Raw genomic sequence first — 17,311 nt, 5'->3', positions numbered from 1 at the left:
GGTATCGCGGGCAATCCTCCGCAATACCTGATGCCACTATCATCTCGAAACTTGGCCTAGTCAGAAAGCGCCAAGAAATGCATTTTCAACTAGTCCATGATTAGGCGACTTTTATCTATCTGGCTAGCAAATTAATCAGTTTTGAAATAACGGTTTAATTTTTTAAATCTGGCACAAAAAGACTTTGCATAATTGTTATTCTTTAATCATGCTTATTTAGTGAAATTCACTTTTATTAAAGCTGGAATTATTTTGCAAAACCTCAGAGCCTCTGTGCTCAACGCTATCAAGCGTACTCCCTGGTACCCAAAACGGCGTTCCTATCGGACATTGTTCTGGCGTGAAATTACGCCGCTGGCAGTGCCTATCTTCTTCGAGAATGCCTGCGTACTGCTGATGGGGGTATTAAGTACCTTTCTTGTCAGTTGGTTAGGTAAAGAAGCCATGGCCGGAGTCGGTCTGGCAGACAGCTTTAATATGGTGGTAATTTCGTTCTTCGCCGCTATCGATCTCGGCACCACGGTGGTGGTTGCTTTCAGCCTCGGCAAGCTCAATCACGAGCGTGCCCGTGACGCCGCGCGCCAGTCGCTTATTATCATGACTTTATTCGCGGTGCTGCTGGCTTTAATTATCGAATTCTTTGGCCAAGATATTATCAATATGATTGCCGGGAGTGCAGCACCTGAAGTAAAAGTGCTAGCACTGAGCTATTTGCGAGTCTCGGTATGGAGTTATCCGGCGGCGGCAATTGCCTTGATTGGCTGTGGCGCATTGCGCGGGGCCGGTAATACCAAAATTCCGATGCTGATCAATGGCGGGATGAATATCCTCAATATTGTGATTACTACCGTGCTGATCTATGGCTGTTTTTCCTGGAAAGGGTTGGGCTTTATCGGTGCTGGCCTTGGTTTAACGATTTCACGCTATATCGGCGCGGCAGCGGTCATCTTTGTATTGGCTATCGGCTTTAATCCCGCTCTGAAAATTTCCTTAAAAAGTTATTTTACCCGTATTAATACCAGTATCCTGATGGAGGTTCTTGGCATCGGCGTACCCGCCAGCATCGAATCTGTGCTGTTTAACGGCGGAAAGCTGCTAACTCAGGTGTTTGTCGCCGGAATGGGCACCAACGTAATCGCCGGTAACTTTATCGCTTTTTCTATCGCCTCTTTAATCAACTTGCCGGGCAACGCTCTGGGATCTTCGGCAACTATTATTGTCGGCACCCGTTTAGGTAAGGGCGAAATTGGTCAATCTGAATTTCAGCTGCGCCACGTTTATTGGCTATCGGCCATCGGCATTTGTACGCTGGCATTATTGTCAGTGCCATTGGCGGGACTACTGGCTTCGTTTTACACACGCGAAGAAGACGTTATCCATGTGGTAAAAATCCTGGTCTGGCTCAATGCCGCTTTTATCCCCTTCTGGGCTGCCTCGTGGGTATTGCCTGCTGGCTTGAAAGGCGCTCGCGATGCGCGTTTCACCATGTGGGTGTCAATGCTGGGAATGTGGGGGTGCCGTATCGTCGCGGGTTATACCATGGGCGTGGTGCTAGGCTTTGGCGTGGTCGGTGTCTGGCTGGGAATGTTCCTCGACTGGATCGTGCGAGGCGCATTCTTCTATTGGCGCATGGCCAGCGGACGTTGGCTGTGGAAATATCCACGACCTGAAAAAACAATAGCCAAAGAAGAAGAGCAGCTTTCGGTGCAGAACTAATGGCCAACAACGATCGTCCGCCGTTTATTCTCTCTGGTGAACGTGCGGTGATTTACGATGGAGTATGCCGTTTATGCAACGGCTGGGTTAATTTCCTGATACGCCACGATAAAAAACACACAGTACGTTTGGCTGCGGTTCAAAATGTGGCTGGGAAAGCGCTGTCAATATGGGCGGGACTGTCCCCGGAAAAAATTAATACCATCGTGTTAATCGATAATGGGCAAATATATAAACGTTCTGAAGCAATCATCCGCGTGATGTCATTGCTACCTTGGCCGTGGCGAGCATTGGCTGTGCTGCGCTATTTTCCACTGCCACTCAGAGATTCGGCTTATAACTTGATTGCTTTAAATCGCTATAGGCTGTTTGGTCGTTATGACAGCGTGAAACATCAGCAGGCGGATCACGACAGGCGGTTTATCAGGGATGATGAAACGGGGGAAGAAAGTAGAGACCACTGATTACTCAGTGGCCAGCACTCAGTCATTTATAACTTTTATATAAATAACAAGTTAGTTATGAAGTTTGTACTCAAGAGTAATTTCCGCTTTTAGCAGCTTCGACACTGGGCAACCTTCTTTTGCCTTTTTAATCAGAGTGTCAAACTTGTCTGCCGCAATACCTGGGAGTTTAACCGAGCTATCTAGCTTGATGGCCGTGATGGCAAAACCACCGTCAACTTTATCCAGCGAAACCGTTGCCTTGGTATCAATCCCTTCTGGAGTAAATCCTTCTTCCCCAAGAATCAACGACAATGCCATTGAGAAACAGGCAGCATGTGCCGCACCAATCAACTCTTCAGGATTTGAGCCGACTTTTCCCTCAAAACGGGTGTTGAAACCATAAGGCTGTTCTTTCAAGGCACCACTTTCTGTTGTGATGGTACCTTTGCCTTTCTTGATATCGCCTTCCCAATGAGCCTGTCCATACTTATGAATAGTCGCCATAATTTCCTCTGGTCTTGTTTAACACAGCCATAAGTATAGACGCTGATTGGCAGAGAGAAAGGCAGGTACAGTCGTAGATCGTAGGAATTCCCCCTTCCGGCGCTTATCTCCGGCACTCGCTATGAACGGCGTTAGCTCTGTATAAGGGGGTTTGAAAGCATCTTAGCATTTAGGATTAATCTCACGAAAGCACTTTTACGATTAATAATCATTATCATTTAAGCTGAAACTGTTTGTCCGGCAATAATTTTTGCGGTAGCGGCGATTCGTTATTCATTTCTCTGAGATTGATTTCAATCGCATTGCAAATTGCGTTTAAAGGCAGATCGTTAGGCGCGGTTCCAAACGGATCTTCCAGTTCTTCAGCCAATGCATCGAGGGAGATAAAGGTATAGGAAATAAATACCGACACTAAAGGCGTCATGTAATGTAAATCAGGTACCAGCGCGAAAGGCAGTAGCGTGCAAAACAGATAAACCGTGCGATGAACAATCAGGCTATAGGCAAAAGGAATTGGCGTATTAGAAATACGCTCGCAGCCCGCCTGCACCGCGGCTAGTTTATTAATATTCTCATCGATACTATGAAATAGAATATCCGAAACCTCCCCCGCCTGACGTTTTTCACCCAGCAATTCACCAATCAATAACACAATTTGATTACACGGCGACGCGCTGTTTTCCAGCTTCGACAGATTATGTCCCGGCAGCAAGCGTGCCAAATCTTCACGCATTGAAGTGCCGCGCAGGTGGTGCTTGAGGGAATAGGTAAACGCCATCAATAGCGCAGCAAACTCGCGAGCCAAATCCGGGCGTTGCGGAAAAATGCTTTTCACCTGCCGCAGCAGCGAGCGGTTGACTATCAGCAACGTGCCCCACAGCACTCGCGCTTCGGTAAAACGTGCATAACTTACACTGTTACGAAAACCCAGAAAGATAGCGATTGCCACTCCGAGCAGGCTAAACGGTGCCAGCGTTAACTTGACACCAAGTTCCTCATACCACTGAAAGCAAACAATCGCGATGATAGACATGCCCAGATTAAGGCTAAGACGGAACAAGATTTCAGAAAGCACAGAGCCGTGCCAGTCAAAAAGCCTTCTAAACCAATGCTGATGGGGTCTGACAATCATAAAGTGGCTGATGTTAAGAGGATTAAGTTTTCGTTATAACAGATTTAATTGTCCGATATCAATCAGACATTTAAGACCATTAAGCATGACATTAAGGCCTAATTCAGAAATCCACTTTGTGCTTATGATTTATGAATTTCATTATCACAATCTTAATTTAAGCCTCTAGGTAATGCAGCAGTAGGTAAACGGCAGTAAAATTCTTGCTTATTAATTACACTTCAATAAGTTAAGAAAACTATGAAAATCAGTTTCAGAGGTAACGTGTGGCTTGGCATATTATTTTTAACGCTGATATTTTGGTCAGCCGTGGGTTATGCCACCTACGCATTAATAAACTTCTAGCGGCTTAAAAACACTCTTTTATGCCGCTTATTATTGTAAAAACTCACTACTGCAAGAGTTTTCCTGATAAGCATTATCTCGGTTTGAAACTGCTCAATGAACGTTGTCGATCTGCCCTTGCACGCCGGGCGATTTCAGCGTCGGATGAACCGCTGAAACCGTGAAAAGCTCCTGGATAGACGTTTAGCTCCAACGCCACGCCATCACGCGCCAATCGCCGTGCATACTCCATATTTTCATCAAAAAATAAATCTATGGTCCCGACGCTTAGCCATGCAGGCGGCAGCCCGCTTAGTTCAGTGGATCTGGACGGTGCAGCATAAATTGAAACGTTTTCTCCACCAGCAGCATTCTTTGAATGTTTTAATCTTGCAGATTCTGTTTTAGCCCAAGCCTGTTCGGTGTGAAACTGCGGCAGCCGCTCTCCCGTCAAATAGGCATTCCAGGCATAGTTATTGGCTTCGCGAGTCCAGACAAATTCCCCGGTAACTGGATTTGGATCAGTTTCGAGCACAGTTCGATCATCAAGCATCGGAAACATCAGGTTCTGAAAAGCCAACGCAGGTCCGCCACGATCACGCACATACAACGCAAGTGCGGCGGCCAGCCCTGCCCCAGCGCTGTCACCCATCACGCCTATATGCTGTCGGCTAATCCCAAGCTCGCCAGCATGCTCACTCATCCAAATCAATGCTGCGTAGCTATCGCTAAGCGCTGCCGGGAAAGGTGACTCGGGTGCAAGACGATAATCCACTGAAATAACGACACAATCTTGCTCGGCGGCGGTGCTGCGGGTCAGTGAAAGTGACTGCTCCGGGCTGCCAAAAATGTAGCCACCGCCGTGGAGATGCAGGATTCCCATGCGTAATTTGCTGTCTGCTGGCGGTGCAATAATCAATAATCTGACCTCCGGCTCGCCTGGTAATCCAGAGATAAGCTTTTCTGTTACCGACAGCTTTAAACCATCGTTTAACTCCATAGCGCCAAGTGCGGCAGCCTGACGCTGTTCGCGCAGGGCCAGCAAAGCTGAATATTCCAGCTTAAAATCGACATAATTCTTTAACAACGGCTGCAACTCTGGATCAACCAATGAGTAGGTGTTCATTTTTAGCTTCCTGTCTAAAATGTTGCCTGAATTTTTCTAAAAAAATGGATTTTCGAATAGTCATTTTCAGTGCAATGATGGCTGCTGCCAACATAGCTTTTTTGATATTTTTAAAAAACAGAAATCACGAGCTCGTCACAAAATTCAGCATGCAAATCACATCAGTAAAAATAAAATCATTTATTAACAACAAGTTAAATTGTTAATTATAATTTTACGTCTCTTTGGCATTTTGTAGCCTCCCTCACATTAATGAAATGGATCATTCACTAATATTCATTTGCGAATTTTTATTTCAAAAATAATTTTAATAGAACATCTCATCAATCTGACAGAAACCTTTCATCCCCCGCTGAGTAAATCGGGGGTGAAAAGGGAGGGTAAAATGGCTACAAACAAAACTCATTACAACCTGGTTTACCTGATGCTCTGTTGTACCGTCGCCGCCTTTGGTGGCCTGCTGATGGGGTACGACAGTTCAATCATTTCAGGGGCTATTGAACCGTTAAGTACTTACTTCCAGTTAACTCCAGCAGAAACCGGCTGGGCCGTGTCCTGCATCATGGTATCAAGCCTGGTTGGCTGCCTTATTGCGCCAAAGATTTGCGATCACTTTGGTAGAAAACGCTCTTTGGCTGTTACCGCAGTGGTTTTTGCTGTGTCGATTATCGGGACGGCGCTGGCACACAACTTTACCGCCTTTATTCTGTTTAGATTGGTGGGTGGATTCGCAATTGGTTTAGCCTGTGTTATTTCACCAATCTATCTGGCTGAACTTTCTCCTTCAAAATACCGAGGAAGAACCACTGCGCTCTACTCTATCTGCTGCGTAGGGGGTCAAAGTGTGGTGATGCTGACCAACTTCTTTATCAGTAAGTCCATGACTTCAGAAGTGTTAGTTGATACCGGCTGGCGTTATATCCTTTCTTCGGCACTGGTTCCCTGCGCTGCGCTGCTGGTGTTTATCGCTTTTATTCCTGAATCTCCACGTTGGAGCGTGTTTAAAGGCCGCGATAAAGAAGCTATGGCGACACTGGGTAAAATATCCAACCCTGAGCACGCCAAAACGGTTTACGGCGAAATAAAGGAAAATATCAAAGTTGACCCTGCCAACATAAAAGGCAAGTTGAGACTGAATAAAAAAACTATTCCACTGCTGATTATCGGGATTGGCTTAGCTATTGGTAACCAACTTAGCGGTGTTAATGTCATCCAGTATTTTGGTCCAACGTTGATGAAAAACATCACTACTGACAACAACACAGCCATGTTTATGGCCTTTGTTCTGGCCTTCGCACAGTTCCTCGGGGTGGTCGTGGGCATGGGCTTGCTGGATAAAGTCGGTCGCCGTAAGCTGCTGCTGTGGGGTGCGCTGGCATCAACAATTTGCCTGGCCTATTCGTTTGGCGCTTTTTATCTGCGCTTCCCTGGCGTCTATTCCGTACTGGGCCTGTTTGCCTTTATGTTCCTGTTTGGCATCACCTGGGGCCAGGTTATCTGGACTGTGCTGGGTGAAATATTCCCAATGGAAATTCGCTCGATTTGCGTGGGTATTTCAGTGTGTTCGCTTTCAGTTGCCAACTTTGGGGTGAGCACTACCTTCCCAATCATGAACAGCAACCCTTACTTGCAAGAAGTCTTCCACGGCGGCTTCCCATTGCTGCTGTTCTCAGGTTTCTCACTAATTATGTTTTTCTTTACCTATCGCTTCGTTCCAGAAACTGCCAACGTTCCTTTGGAAAGAATCGAAGCTATTGCGCTGAGAAAATTCTATGGCCGCGATATTGAAGAAGACGTTCAGCCTATAAACGCTAAAATTATCAGCAATCTTGGCGACGGCATTAAATAACTTCCGCGGCGGTTTTTACTTAAAAGCCTGAATTCTTTAATCAGAATTCAGGCTTTTTTACTGGCGGCTTTGAGTAGACGCACGATTAAAATTTTCAGTAGCCAATCGGCGACAAGAGTTTAGGTTTGCCCTTATGGATTTACGACTGATATCTAACGGCACCAACTCCCCAGGCTGCGAATTGCAGCAGTCTACCCTCAAAATGACTGACAAACTCCAGCTCGCTGCTGACAGCGGCAGGAAAAAGGTCGATGCTAATTAGCAGCATAGAGAAGTTCAAACAGAGATCTGGGTTTGTGCTAAAAAATGAAAACTAAAAACCAAAAAAGAAAATTTCGTTTCATTTTGCATACTGCATCACAAAAACAGACAAAGTCATTTACTTTCAATAAATTAAAAACATAAACCTGTTTTACCCCTCACTTGAAATTGCTATTTTGTGAGCCAAATCATAAAAATAGTGCATTATAAAATTTCATTTTTATTGAAAATGAAATAATTAATCCTTAATATAATCTAAAGGCCAATCAGCATGGGTTGAGGATAGGATCAATGAACAACACACAAAAGAAACTGGACGTTATCTGTTTGGGACGTATTGCCGTCGATCTCTACGGTCAGCAAATTGGCGCACGTCTGGAAGACGTCGGCACTTTTGCCAAATACCTGGGTGGATCATCAGGCAATGTGGCATACGGCACGGCAATTCAGGGGCTGCGCTCCGGGATGCTGGCTCGCGTCGGCGACGAACATATGGGCCGTTTCCTGCGCGAAGAATTAATCCGCGTAGGCGTGAACACGGATTACCTCATCACCGATAAAGATCGTCTTACTGGTCTGGTGCTGTTGGGAATTAAAGATCAGGATACTTTCCCACTGATTTTCTATCGCGATAACTGTGCTGACATGGCGCTGACTCCCGATGATATCAGTGAAGACTACATCGCCTCATCAAGGGCGCTGGCCATCACCGGGACTCACTTGTCTCATCCGCACACTCGCCAGGCGGTATTGACTGCGCTGAATTATGCAAAGAAACACGGCCTGCGCCGCGCGCTGGATATTGACTATCGTCCGGTACTGTGGGGCCTGACCTCACTTGGCGACGGCGAAACTCGATTTGTTTCATCCGAAAAGGTAACTAGTGAAATTCAGGAAGTGCTGCATCATTTCGACCTGATCGTCGGCACGGAAGAAGAATTTCATATTGCCGGCGGCAGCACCGACACCCTTACGGCTCTGAAACGTGTACGTGAATTGACTGACGCCACGCTGGTTTGTAAACGCGGCGCGCTGGGCTGCTCAGTGTTTGAAAAGCAGATCCCCTCTTCCTGGGATGATATCAAACTGCAAACTGGCGTCCGCGTCGAAGTGCTTAACGTACTCGGCGCAGGCGATGCCTTTATGTCAGGCTTGCTGCGTGGTTACTTGAATGACGAAGGGTGGGAGCAGGCATGCCGCTACGCCAACGCCTGCGGCGCTCTGGTGGTATCACGTCACGGCTGCGCGCCTGCAATGCCGACCAAACTGGAGCTGGATGATTATCTGCTGCGTGACAAATCAGTACCCCAGCCTGATAAAGATGCTCGTCTGAATCACCTGCACCGCGTGACCACGCGCAAGCAGCAATGGCCGGAGTTGTGCATTTTTGCCTTCGATCACCGCAAACAGCTCGTGGATATGGCGCAGGAAGTGGGGGCTAATATCAACGAGATCCCGCGTTTGAAACTGCTGCTGCTGGAAGGTGCTCGCCAGGCTGCGAGCGAGGCCGGTTTGCACAATAACAGCGGTATTCTTGCCGATACCACTTTTGGCCAGAATGCGTTGAACGCAATAACCGGCGAAGGCTGGTGGATTGGTCGTCCGATTGAGCTACCAAGCTCGCGCCCGCTGCGTCTTGAACACGGCAACATCGGCTCACAGCTGATCGACTGGCCGCTGGAACACGTAGTGAAATGCCTGATTTTCTATCATCCGCAAGACAGCGCGGCGCTACGAGAAGAGCAGGAGGCGCTGGCGCTGGAGGTTTATCAGGGATGCTGCAAAACCGGTCACGAGCTGCTGCTGGAAATCATTTTGCCAGCCGACAATCCTGATCAGGATGAAAAATATTACGCGCAAATCGTTGAACGTTTTTACTCGTTGGGCATTCAGCCGGATTGGTGGAAGCTCCCGGCTCAAGGCGTCGAGAGCTGGAAAGCCATTAGCCAGTTGATTGATAACAACGATCCACAGTGTCGCGGAATATTGATTCTTGGCCTTGATGCGCCGGAAGAAACATTGAAAACCGGCTTTGCCGCCGCAGCTGATATTCCGTGGGTCAAAGGCTTTGCCGTTGGACGCACCATCTTTGGCGAATCATCTCGCCAGTGGCTGGCCAACAAGCTTAACGATCAACAGCTTATCAATGATGTTAAGCAGCGCTATTTGACCTTGATAAACTACTGGCGCACCTACCGTCCTGCCAGCAAGCGCTAAGCCGTAACGCCAGGCAGGCCTGATTCCTTAAGGATTCAGGCCTGCTTTTTTATGTGTTTTACATCACACTTTCTATAATTACCTTTCAGGCTTTTTTAATTCATTAACCATTACGGTATCGCCGATGAGTATTTTAATTCAGGAGCAACACCCACAACGCCTTTTATTACGCATTAGCATCGCGATGTTTATTGCCTATCTTGCCATCGGGCTGCCGCTCGGCATTCTGCCTCTTTATGTCCACCAGCAGTTGGGCCTCAGCGACGTATTGGTCGGTATCGCCATTGGTGCACAATTTATTACTACCTTACTGACTCGCAGTACAGCAGGTCGCCTGGCGGATAATCACGGCGCGCGTCGTACCGCACTTTCTGGCATGGCATGCTGTGCAGCATCCGGTGTCGCCACTCTGGCTGCCGCGTTGATGCCATCCGATTCGGTTTATCTGGCCTTCAGCCTGTTGATTATTGGGCGAATTTTACTGGGTGTTGGCGAGAGCCTGCTGCTCACTGGAAACTTGACCTGGGGTATGGGCCTTGCGGGCGAGGGATTGGCGGGCAAGGTGATGTCCTGGAACGGCATGGCGACCTACGGGGCGATGGCTGTCGGCGCACCGCTCGGACTGGCGCTATACCGCTCTCAGGGGATGGCCACCACTGCCGGTCTGATGCTGCTATTACCGCTGATTGCACTTTTGGTCGATCGCGGCGTGCCTGCGGTTGAAGCCCATGCTGGTAAACGCCAGCCGCTGAGTACTATCTGGGTTCGCATCTGGCGACCGGGGTTGGGCCTGATGCTGCAGGGTATCGGATTCTCGGTGCTCAGTGTTTTTATCACCCTGTATTTCAACCAGTTTGGCTGGTCGTATGCCGGATTCGCGCTGACCGCCTTTGGTGCCGCATTTATCGCGGTGCGACTGATGCTAGGTAATCTGCCAGATAAATTTGGTGGCATCAAAGTTGCACAATATTCGCTATTAGTAGAATGCGCCGGATTATTGCTGATTTGTCTGGCGGTTAACCCATTAATGGCGCTAGCCGGTGCAGCACTGACCGGCTGTGGTTGCTCGCTTATCTTCCCGTCGCTCGGCGTCGAAGTTGTGCGTCGCGTTCCACCAGAAGCCAGAGGCACGGCGCTCGGAGGTTATTCAGCGTTTCAGGATTTAGCCTATGGCGTTACCGGGCCTCTGGCAGGAATTTTATCGAGCTTTGCCGGTTATCGCAGCGTGTTCTTCCTGGCCGCAGGCTGTGCCTTTGTCGGTATGCTATTGGTAAAAATCGGATTGCAGCGAGGTAAAAACCAGTCAAATTACGCCACTTGCCACCAGCGGCATAAAAAAACAGCGAAATGAACTTTTTATACCGATAAAATGAAATATATAAGGTTATGCCAGTCATGAAGATTTTCTCAGGACTGGCCTCCACACCTGATATCTCCCCACGCGCCCTTGGGAAAAATTAAATTATATAAATCAACTTATTATATAAAAACCTTAATCGTTCAAGAACAAAATAATTGTTCCTTTCCAACCCAAAACTCTGCCATCGATCACAGAAACATAAATTCCATTAAATTTAATTTGAAACATTTAGTTCAAAGTAATAAGGTTATTTTAGTCGGGCGGCCCTTAGAGGGTCCTGCAAATTCATCACGGTCCTGAGGTAAGGTAGAGAAGATGGAAATAATCGCGAATTTCATAAACGGCCAGCGCACTACGAGCAGCAGTAAAGAAACTTTGCCGGTAACGAATCCGGCTACCGGTCAGGTCATCCGCCAGGTGACACAGAGCACAGAGCAAGAAGTGTTGAAGGCGATTGAACATGCACACAACGCTTTCCCGGCATGGTCCAACACTCCGCCACTGCGCCGTGCGCGCATCCTTTTTGAATTCAAGGCATTGATCGAAAAAAACCGCGACGAGCTGGCTGAGCTGATTGTCAGTGAACACGGTAAAGTATTTTCCGATGCGCTGGGTGAGTTGACCCGTGGTCTGGAAGTGGTCGAGTTTGCCTGCGGTATTCCAGAACTGCTGAAAGGCGAGTTCTCAAACAATGTCGGCGGCGGCGTAGACAGCTACTCGGTAATGCAGCCGCTGGGTGTTGTTGCGGGAATTACTCCATTTAATTTCCCGGCGATGGTGCCAATGTGGATGTTCCCGGTGGCATTGGCCTGCGGAAACACCTTTATTCTCAAACCCCCGGCCCCGGCACCTTCTGCCTCTATTCGTTTGGCAGAATTACTGAAAGAGGCGGGACTGCCAGACGGCGTATTCAACGTGGTGCACTGCGGCAACGACGCTGCCAGCCTGCTTACCACTGATGAACGCATTCAGGGAGTAAGCTTCGTCGGCTCATCCGGCGTCGCTCAACATATTTATGCTACCGCCAGCGCCCACGGTAAACGCGTGCAGGCCTTTGGGGCAGCGAAAAACCACGCTATCGTCATGCCGGATGCTGACCTCGACGCTACTGTGCAGGCAATCATGGGCGGTGCATTCGGTTCTGCCGGTGAACGCTGCATGGCGCTGCCAATCGTGGTTGCCGTAGGTGATGACACCGCTGACAAGCTGATTGCCAAACTGACGCCGCTGGTTAACGCGCTGCGTATCGGTCCGGGAAACCTGCGCGGTAAAGAAGAAAATGAAATGGGCCCGGTTATCTCCAAGGCTCACCAGACCAAAGTCCTCGGCTATATTGATCATGGCGTATCCGAAGGTGCAAAACTGGTTATCGATGGTCGTAACTATAAAGTCGATGGCCATCCTGAAGGATTTTACGTCGGCGGTACGCTGTTCGATAACGTCACCACCGATATGAAAATTTATCGTGAAGAGATTTTCGGACCCGTTCTCGGCATCGTGCGTGAAAAGGATTTCGAGTCTGCATTACGCACAGTTAACGGCCACGAATTTGGCAACGGTAGCGCGATTTTCACGACCAATGGCCACTATGCCCGCGAGTTTGTGCAAAACGTTGAAGCCGGGATGGTTGGAGTAAACATTCCAGTTCCGGTGCCGGTTGCCTTCCACTCGTTCGGTGGATGGAAACGTTCCGTATTTGGTGCGCTTAACGTGCATGGTCCAGACGGCGTTCGCTTTTATACTCGTATGAAAACGGTTACCACCCGTTGGCCGAGCGGTCAGCAAACCGTGGCGGAGTTCAGTATGCCGACGTTGGGTTAAACACTTACAAGGAGAGGATTATGTCCCGCTTGCTCAGTAAGCACGCGCCGTCACAAGACGGTCGTATTCAGCATATTACGCCAGAAACTGCGGGCTGGAAGTACGTGGGTTTTGACGTTTATCAGCTCAAAGAAGGCCAGTCCCTGACTCTGCCTGCGGATGATAAAGAACGCTGCCTGGTACTGGTATCGGGCCGGGCAAGCGTGGTCACCCCCACAGAAACCTTTGAGCATATTGGCGAACGTATGAGCCCGTTCGAGCGTATTCCAGCCTGGTCGGTTTATGTGCCGCACAATACTCAGTCTGAAGTTAAGGCCGAGTCGGCGTTAGAGCTGGCAGTGTGCAGTGCACCAGGCTTTGGCGACCTGCCTCCACGCCTGATCGCACCGAAAGACGTTGGGGTTGAGCATCGTGGCAAGGGTCGCAATAAACGCCTGGTGCACAATATTCTGCCTGACGACAAACCTGCCGATAGCCTGCTGGTAGTCGAGGTTTACACCGATGAAGGCGACAGCAGTTCTTACCCGAGCCATAAACACGATACGCCGGTGGCGGGGAAAGAAACCTATCTCGAAGAGACCTACTACCACCGTTTCGATCCGCCGCAAGGCTTTGCTTTACATCGGGTTTATACCGACGATCGCAGTCTGGACGAATGCATGGCGCCTTACGATCGTGACGTGGTGCAAGTGCCTCGCGGCTACCATCCGGTAGCGACCATTGCCGGTTACGATAATTATTATCTTAATGTAATGGCTGGTCCCGAGCGCAAATGGCAGTTTACCTGGGAGAAAGACCATGCCTGGGTCAATACCGACGCTTATCCGCGCAATAAAGAATAGCTTTCCAAAAATTACCCATATCGCTTAAACACAAAAGCAGCCTGCAGGCTGCTTTTTAAGATTTCAGTGGAGGAAAAATTATGTCTAGCCGCGCTAATTCCCCTTTCCAGCTTGCCGTTTGTGCCGAAATGGTGTTTCTGGACCTGCCATTTGTTGAACGCGTAAAACGAATTCATGAGGCCGGATTCGCAGTCGAGATTTGGGACTGGACCCAAAAAGACATCGATGCGCTGGCGGCCACCGGGGCACGTTTTACATCAATGACCGGCTATATCAGCGGCAATCTTCTCGATGATGACCAAATTGAAAAACTTTTGGAAACCGCCGAAATCTCGATAGAAATCGCCCAACGTTTGAACTGTCCAAGCCTGAACCTGCACGGCACCGGTCTAGACAGCCAAGGCTTACCGGTTAAGCCGGTGACAGAAGTCACGGGGGCAATGTGGATCAAGGCCTATCAGACCCTGTGCGCGATTGCCAAACTCGGCGAGCGCCATCAAAAAGTATTCTTGCTTGAAAACCTCAATACGCTGGTTGACCACCCCGCTACGCCTTTCGCCAAAGCGCGCGACACGTTAACGCTAATCTCGGCAGTCAACAGCCCTTGGTTGAAGATGAATCTGGATCTGTATCATGCGCAAATTGGTGAAGGGAATTTGATTGAGCTGATCCGCGAGTCTGCCCATTTTATCGGCGAGATTCAGGTGGCCGACGTCCCTGGAAGGAAGGAACCAGGGACGGGAGAAATTAACTATCCAGCAATCGCGCACGCCCTGTATGAAACGGGGTATCGCGGGGTGGTCGGTATGGAAGCCTGGGCATCCGGGGATTCCAGTGTGGCGATTGAACGCTTCCAGCAGGCGTTTGCAGTCAGACTGTAGTTTTCATCGCCAATGATACTGCGATAGTTTGCGCCAGACACATTGAGGCCACCTGAGAACGGAAACCGTCGAGCTGGGCCTCACGCACCACAAAACAGACATCGCTAAAGGCGGCAAGCGGGCTGACCTGGCTGTCGGTAATGGCAATCTGACGAGCACCGCGACGTGCACCAAGCTGAACTAATTCCATCGCCTCGCTGGCATACGGCGAGTAACTGATGGCGATCACCACGTCTTTTGGACTCACCATGCTCAACTGCTCCGAGAACATTCCGCCCAACCCATCGATTAGAAAGGCGCGACGCTCAAGATGGCGTAAAGCATAGGTCAGATAGCTGGCGACGCTGAATGAACGACGTAAGCCAATGATATAGATGTTATCGGCCTGTGAAAGCAGAGCAATCGCTTCGTCCAGTTGTTCAGCGCTGATATGCGTCGGCAGCTGCTGTAGAGCCTGTGCGTTAACCATCGAAAACATATTCAGTACTTCATCAGGCTTTTCCGGCGCAGCTGTGCCTTCATCCACAGAGGATTTTCTAAATAGCCGCGCCCTTTCTGTATAACTCACGGTTTCTTCCATCAGATGCTGACGGAATACCTGTTTCATTTCATTGAAACCGCTGAAACCAAAAGCGCTGGCAAAACGGATTAGCGTTGAAGGAGGAACATCTGCACGCTGCGCTATGGATGCCACCGTATCAAATGCCACGCTGTTACTATTATCAAGTATATAGCGTGCAACCTGTTTAAGACGCTTGCTCAAGCTGTCATAACGGGTGCGAATGTCTTCCTGTAAAATAGACAATTGAGTTGTATGTTTTGACACGGGAATTCGCCCTCTAGGACATCATGAAGAATAGTTAAGTCTACCAAAATGAACAAAATATTTCATTCATAGACTCCGGGCAGGATCCCATTTTATGAACATACCAGTTCAAACACGTTCCATTAACGGCTGGTCCACGCAGTGAGGCTTTCGTAATTGTCTCGACCAATCTGCCACAGGTCATCTTCCCAATGAGTTGGGCTAAGCTGTTCCGGGCACCACACACCGTCGTAGCCCGTGGCACGCACTGCCTCTATCCAGGCGGCGATATCAACCTCCCCCTCACCCGGCTGGTAGTCACGTTGCACCCATTCATCCCACTCTTCACCCTGACGCGCGGCCCGACCATCGCAGAAATGAATGCCGTAAATCAGGTTAACGTCCATCTGCGCGACTTCTTCGGGCCGAGTGTTGCCACCCGCGTGCAGATGCCAGAAATCAATCACCAGGCCAACGTTGTCGCGGCCTGCACGTTTAATAATCTCCAGCCCCTGGCTCAGGCTGTTAAAGCGAGTGAAAGCCACCACTTCAATCTGCAATTTTATACCGTACTGAAGCGCAATATCGGCTATATCACTGATATTTTTGATTAAAATTTCATTTCGCGCGTCTTCGTCCAGGTGATCCAACTCATTGAGCGCCATAATCTGCACCACCGGGCATTTCAGCACCTGTGCCGCATGACAGATTTTATGTGCCTCCTTTAACATCGCCGCACGCTCTTCGGGCTGATGCCGACCAATACGTTTAAGAGCATTGATACAGCTAATTTCAACGCCAAACTGTTCGGCAAAGGCATGAAACTTCTCGAGCGATCCGCCGTTATCTACATAGCGGAACAGATGCTCAGGCAGGATCTCCAACGCATCGAAACCTGTTTCACTGGCGAGACGCAGTTGTGTGACTGCGTTGCTGTACCAAACCGATACGCCGTGGAATGCTTTTTTCATTACAGCTCCCTAAAAACCCATTTTTTTTAAATAAGATAAACTTGCCGAAACATCAGCCAAACTTCCCGCTACATCTCGAGGATCGCGTTCCTGCTCAATGGTTATCCACCCCTGCCACTGATGGCTTTCGAGCGTAGCTTTCACCGCCGCGTAATCAATATCGCCCTGCCCCAGCGGGCACATTACGCCTTCAGCACAGGCGGTGAAAAAATCGGTGCCCCGAGCAATAACTTTCTGGAAAATGGCTTTGTTAACATCTTTAAAATGCAGGTAGTCCAGACGGTCAATGTAGCGCTCAATCCACTTTTCTGGAGACAGTCCGGCGTAATATAAGTGCCCGGTATCAAGACATAATCCCGCCTCAAAATGTGGAACGTCATCGGCTATCTGCGTTATTTCGTCTGCAAACTCGATGCAGCCTCCGGCATGAGGATGGATTACCGGCCTGACCTGATATTCCTGCATCGCGATATGCGAAATCTCGCGAATATTATTGACCAGACGTTGCCAGTCGTCGCGACTCAGCCGCGGAGCTTTACCAGACTGGCCGGCAAACCTGGCTCGTTCCGGGTTACCAAAATCAATAATCACCAGATAAGGCGGAGCAAACTTCCCAAGTGCGCGCGCGATGCGTGTATTACGCAACGAATGGCAAATCTTGTGAGTCAACTCGACCATTTTAGAAAAGTTGCTTTCTGAAACCAGATCATCAAACAGTGTCCCCGCTACCAGTGAAAGCTGATGTTCCTCCAGCGCCTGAGTCAGCACGGCGGGATCTTTCGGTAAAAAACCCCACGGACCAAGCTCGAGGCTTGAATAACCGGCCTGACGAGCTTCACCAATCACTTTTTGCCAGGCAGGCAAGTGGGGGTTTTTGGGGTCATCAACGCCCCAACTGCAGGGCGCGTTGGCTATGTCGTACATAGTTAACCTCATCAGTATTTAACTGCTGTTGGTAATACTCTGCACAAAACGAAAAAAACAAGCCATTTCTTTATATAATGAAATTATGATATCGTGACAATCATCAAATTAACCGATAAATTTCCCTCAATA

General features: G+C 49.0%; 14 protein-coding genes. 8 read left to right on the top strand and 6 right to left on the bottom strand.

All coding sequences use genetic code 11. The features are described 5' to 3' along the window. Positions 1-234 precede the first annotated feature (234 nt). Positions 235-1,716: an EmmdR/YeeO family multidrug/toxin efflux MATE transporter gene (locus AB3G37_RS05325; RefSeq protein ID WP_192807954.1), complete on the top strand. Its 1,482-nt coding sequence runs from the start codon at positions 235-237 to the stop codon at positions 1,714-1,716. Continuing rightward, on the top strand, positions 1,716-2,180 hold the full coding sequence (locus AB3G37_RS05320) for a thiol-disulfide oxidoreductase DCC family protein (protein ID WP_369789935.1): 465 nt from the start codon (positions 1,716-1,718) through the stop codon (positions 2,178-2,180). Before AB3G37_RS05325 ends, AB3G37_RS05320 begins: the two co-directional genes overlap by 1 nt. 51 nt (positions 2,181-2,231) lie before the next feature. Here AB3G37_RS05320 and AB3G37_RS05315 read toward each other — a convergent pair whose 3' ends face one another. The 3 genes from AB3G37_RS05315 to AB3G37_RS05305 form a co-directional block, all read right to left on the bottom strand. Continuing rightward, the gene (locus tag AB3G37_RS05315) at positions 2,232-2,666 is read right to left on the bottom strand and encodes an OsmC family protein (protein WP_009637579.1); all 435 of its coding nucleotides are present in this window, start codon (positions 2,664-2,666) and stop codon (positions 2,232-2,234) included. Between the two features lie 214 nt (positions 2,667-2,880). After that, on the bottom strand, positions 2,881-3,798 hold the full coding sequence (locus tag AB3G37_RS05310; RefSeq protein ID WP_369789934.1) for a bestrophin family protein: 918 nt from the start codon (positions 3,796-3,798) through the stop codon (positions 2,881-2,883). Positions 3,799-4,216: 418 nt separating this feature from the next. Further along, entirely contained in the window at positions 4,217-5,248 is a 1,032-nt protein-coding gene (locus AB3G37_RS05305) for an alpha/beta hydrolase (RefSeq protein ID WP_369789933.1), read from the bottom strand. Between the two features lie 385 nt (positions 5,249-5,633). On the opposite strand from AB3G37_RS05305, the gene AB3G37_RS05300 reads away from it, so the two are divergent. From AB3G37_RS05300 to AB3G37_RS05275, 6 genes are all read left to right on the top strand, one after another. Then, a complete protein-coding gene (locus AB3G37_RS05300) occupies positions 5,634-7,097 on the top strand; it encodes a sugar porter family MFS transporter (protein WP_369789932.1) in 1,464 nt (487 codons plus the stop codon). Positions 7,098-7,649: 552 nt separating this feature from the next. Beyond that, positions 7,650-9,575 (top strand): 5-dehydro-2-deoxygluconokinase, encoded by a 1,926-nt coding sequence (gene iolC / locus AB3G37_RS05295; protein ID WP_369789931.1) that lies wholly within the window; start codon positions 7,650-7,652, stop codon positions 9,573-9,575. Positions 9,576-9,699: 124 nt separating this feature from the next. Beyond that, positions 9,700-10,926: an MFS transporter gene (locus tag AB3G37_RS05290; protein ID WP_369789930.1), complete on the top strand. Its 1,227-nt coding sequence runs from the start codon at positions 9,700-9,702 to the stop codon at positions 10,924-10,926. Positions 10,927-11,250: 324 nt separating this feature from the next. Further along, positions 11,251-12,756: a CoA-acylating methylmalonate-semialdehyde dehydrogenase gene (locus AB3G37_RS05285; RefSeq protein WP_009637585.1), complete on the top strand. Its 1,506-nt coding sequence runs from the start codon at positions 11,251-11,253 to the stop codon at positions 12,754-12,756. Between the two features lie 20 nt (positions 12,757-12,776). Continuing rightward, positions 12,777-13,598: a 5-deoxy-glucuronate isomerase gene (gene iolB, locus AB3G37_RS05280; protein WP_009637586.1), complete on the top strand. Its 822-nt coding sequence runs from the start codon at positions 12,777-12,779 to the stop codon at positions 13,596-13,598. Positions 13,599-13,678: 80 nt separating this feature from the next. Beyond that, complete coding sequence (locus tag AB3G37_RS05275; RefSeq protein ID WP_369789929.1) at positions 13,679-14,479, top strand: TIM barrel protein; 801 nt, start codon at positions 13,679-13,681, stop codon at positions 14,477-14,479. On the opposite strand, the gene AB3G37_RS05270 is transcribed toward AB3G37_RS05275, so the two are convergent. From AB3G37_RS05270 to AB3G37_RS05260, 3 genes are all read right to left on the bottom strand, one after another. Further along, positions 14,469-15,305 (bottom strand): MurR/RpiR family transcriptional regulator, encoded by an 837-nt coding sequence (locus AB3G37_RS05270; protein ID WP_009637588.1) that lies wholly within the window; start codon positions 15,303-15,305, stop codon positions 14,469-14,471. The genes AB3G37_RS05275 and AB3G37_RS05270 overlap by 11 nt on opposite strands. A gap of 122 nt (positions 15,306-15,427) precedes the next feature. Then, positions 15,428-16,255, bottom strand: a complete 828-nt coding sequence (locus AB3G37_RS05265; RefSeq protein WP_369789928.1) for a sugar phosphate isomerase/epimerase family protein — start codon at positions 16,253-16,255, stop codon at positions 15,428-15,430. A 9-nt stretch (positions 16,256-16,264) separates the two neighbouring features. Then, the gene (locus AB3G37_RS05260; RefSeq protein WP_369789927.1) at positions 16,265-17,179 is read right to left on the bottom strand and encodes a TIM barrel protein; all 915 of its coding nucleotides are present in this window, start codon (positions 17,177-17,179) and stop codon (positions 16,265-16,267) included. Between the last annotated feature and the right edge of the window lie 132 nt (positions 17,180-17,311).

The organism is Rouxiella sp. WC2420, from assembly GCF_041200025.1.
Classification (GTDB): Bacteria; Pseudomonadota; Gammaproteobacteria; order Enterobacterales; family Enterobacteriaceae; genus Rouxiella.
Note: the sequence above shows the minus strand (reverse complement) of the source record. Positions and strands in the feature narration are given on the sequence as shown.

What these genes read in the sequence shown, in the direction of transcription:
- AB3G37_RS05265 (WP_369789928.1), bottom strand. Translation starts at nt 16,255, where the DNA reads ATGAAAAAAGCATTCCACGGCGTATCGGTTTGGTACAGCAACGCAGTC.
- iolB (WP_009637586.1), top strand. Translation starts at nt 12,777, where the DNA reads ATGTCCCGCTTGCTCAGTAAGCACGCGCCGTCACAAGACGGTCGTATT.
- AB3G37_RS05300 (WP_369789932.1), top strand. Translation starts at nt 5,634, where the DNA reads ATGGCTACAAACAAAACTCATTACAACCTGGTTTACCTGATGCTCTGT.
- AB3G37_RS05260 (WP_369789927.1), bottom strand. Translation starts at nt 17,179, where the DNA reads ATGTACGACATAGCCAACGCGCCCTGCAGTTGGGGCGTTGATGACCCC.
- AB3G37_RS05290 (WP_369789930.1), top strand. Translation starts at nt 9,700, where the DNA reads ATGAGTATTTTAATTCAGGAGCAACACCCACAACGCCTTTTATTACGC.
- AB3G37_RS05315 (WP_009637579.1), bottom strand. Translation starts at nt 2,666, where the DNA reads ATGGCGACTATTCATAAGTATGGACAGGCTCATTGGGAAGGCGATATC.
- AB3G37_RS05310 (WP_369789934.1), bottom strand. Translation starts at nt 3,798, where the DNA reads ATGATTGTCAGACCCCATCAGCATTGGTTTAGAAGGCTTTTTGACTGG.
- AB3G37_RS05285 (WP_009637585.1), top strand. Translation starts at nt 11,251, where the DNA reads ATGGAAATAATCGCGAATTTCATAAACGGCCAGCGCACTACGAGCAGC.
- AB3G37_RS05275 (WP_369789929.1), top strand. Translation starts at nt 13,679, where the DNA reads ATGTCTAGCCGCGCTAATTCCCCTTTCCAGCTTGCCGTTTGTGCCGAA.
- iolC (WP_369789931.1), top strand. Translation starts at nt 7,650, where the DNA reads ATGAACAACACACAAAAGAAACTGGACGTTATCTGTTTGGGACGTATT.
- AB3G37_RS05305 (WP_369789933.1), bottom strand. Translation starts at nt 5,248, where the DNA reads ATGAACACCTACTCATTGGTTGATCCAGAGTTGCAGCCGTTGTTAAAG.
- AB3G37_RS05320 (WP_369789935.1), top strand. Translation starts at nt 1,716, where the DNA reads ATGGCCAACAACGATCGTCCGCCGTTTATTCTCTCTGGTGAACGTGCG.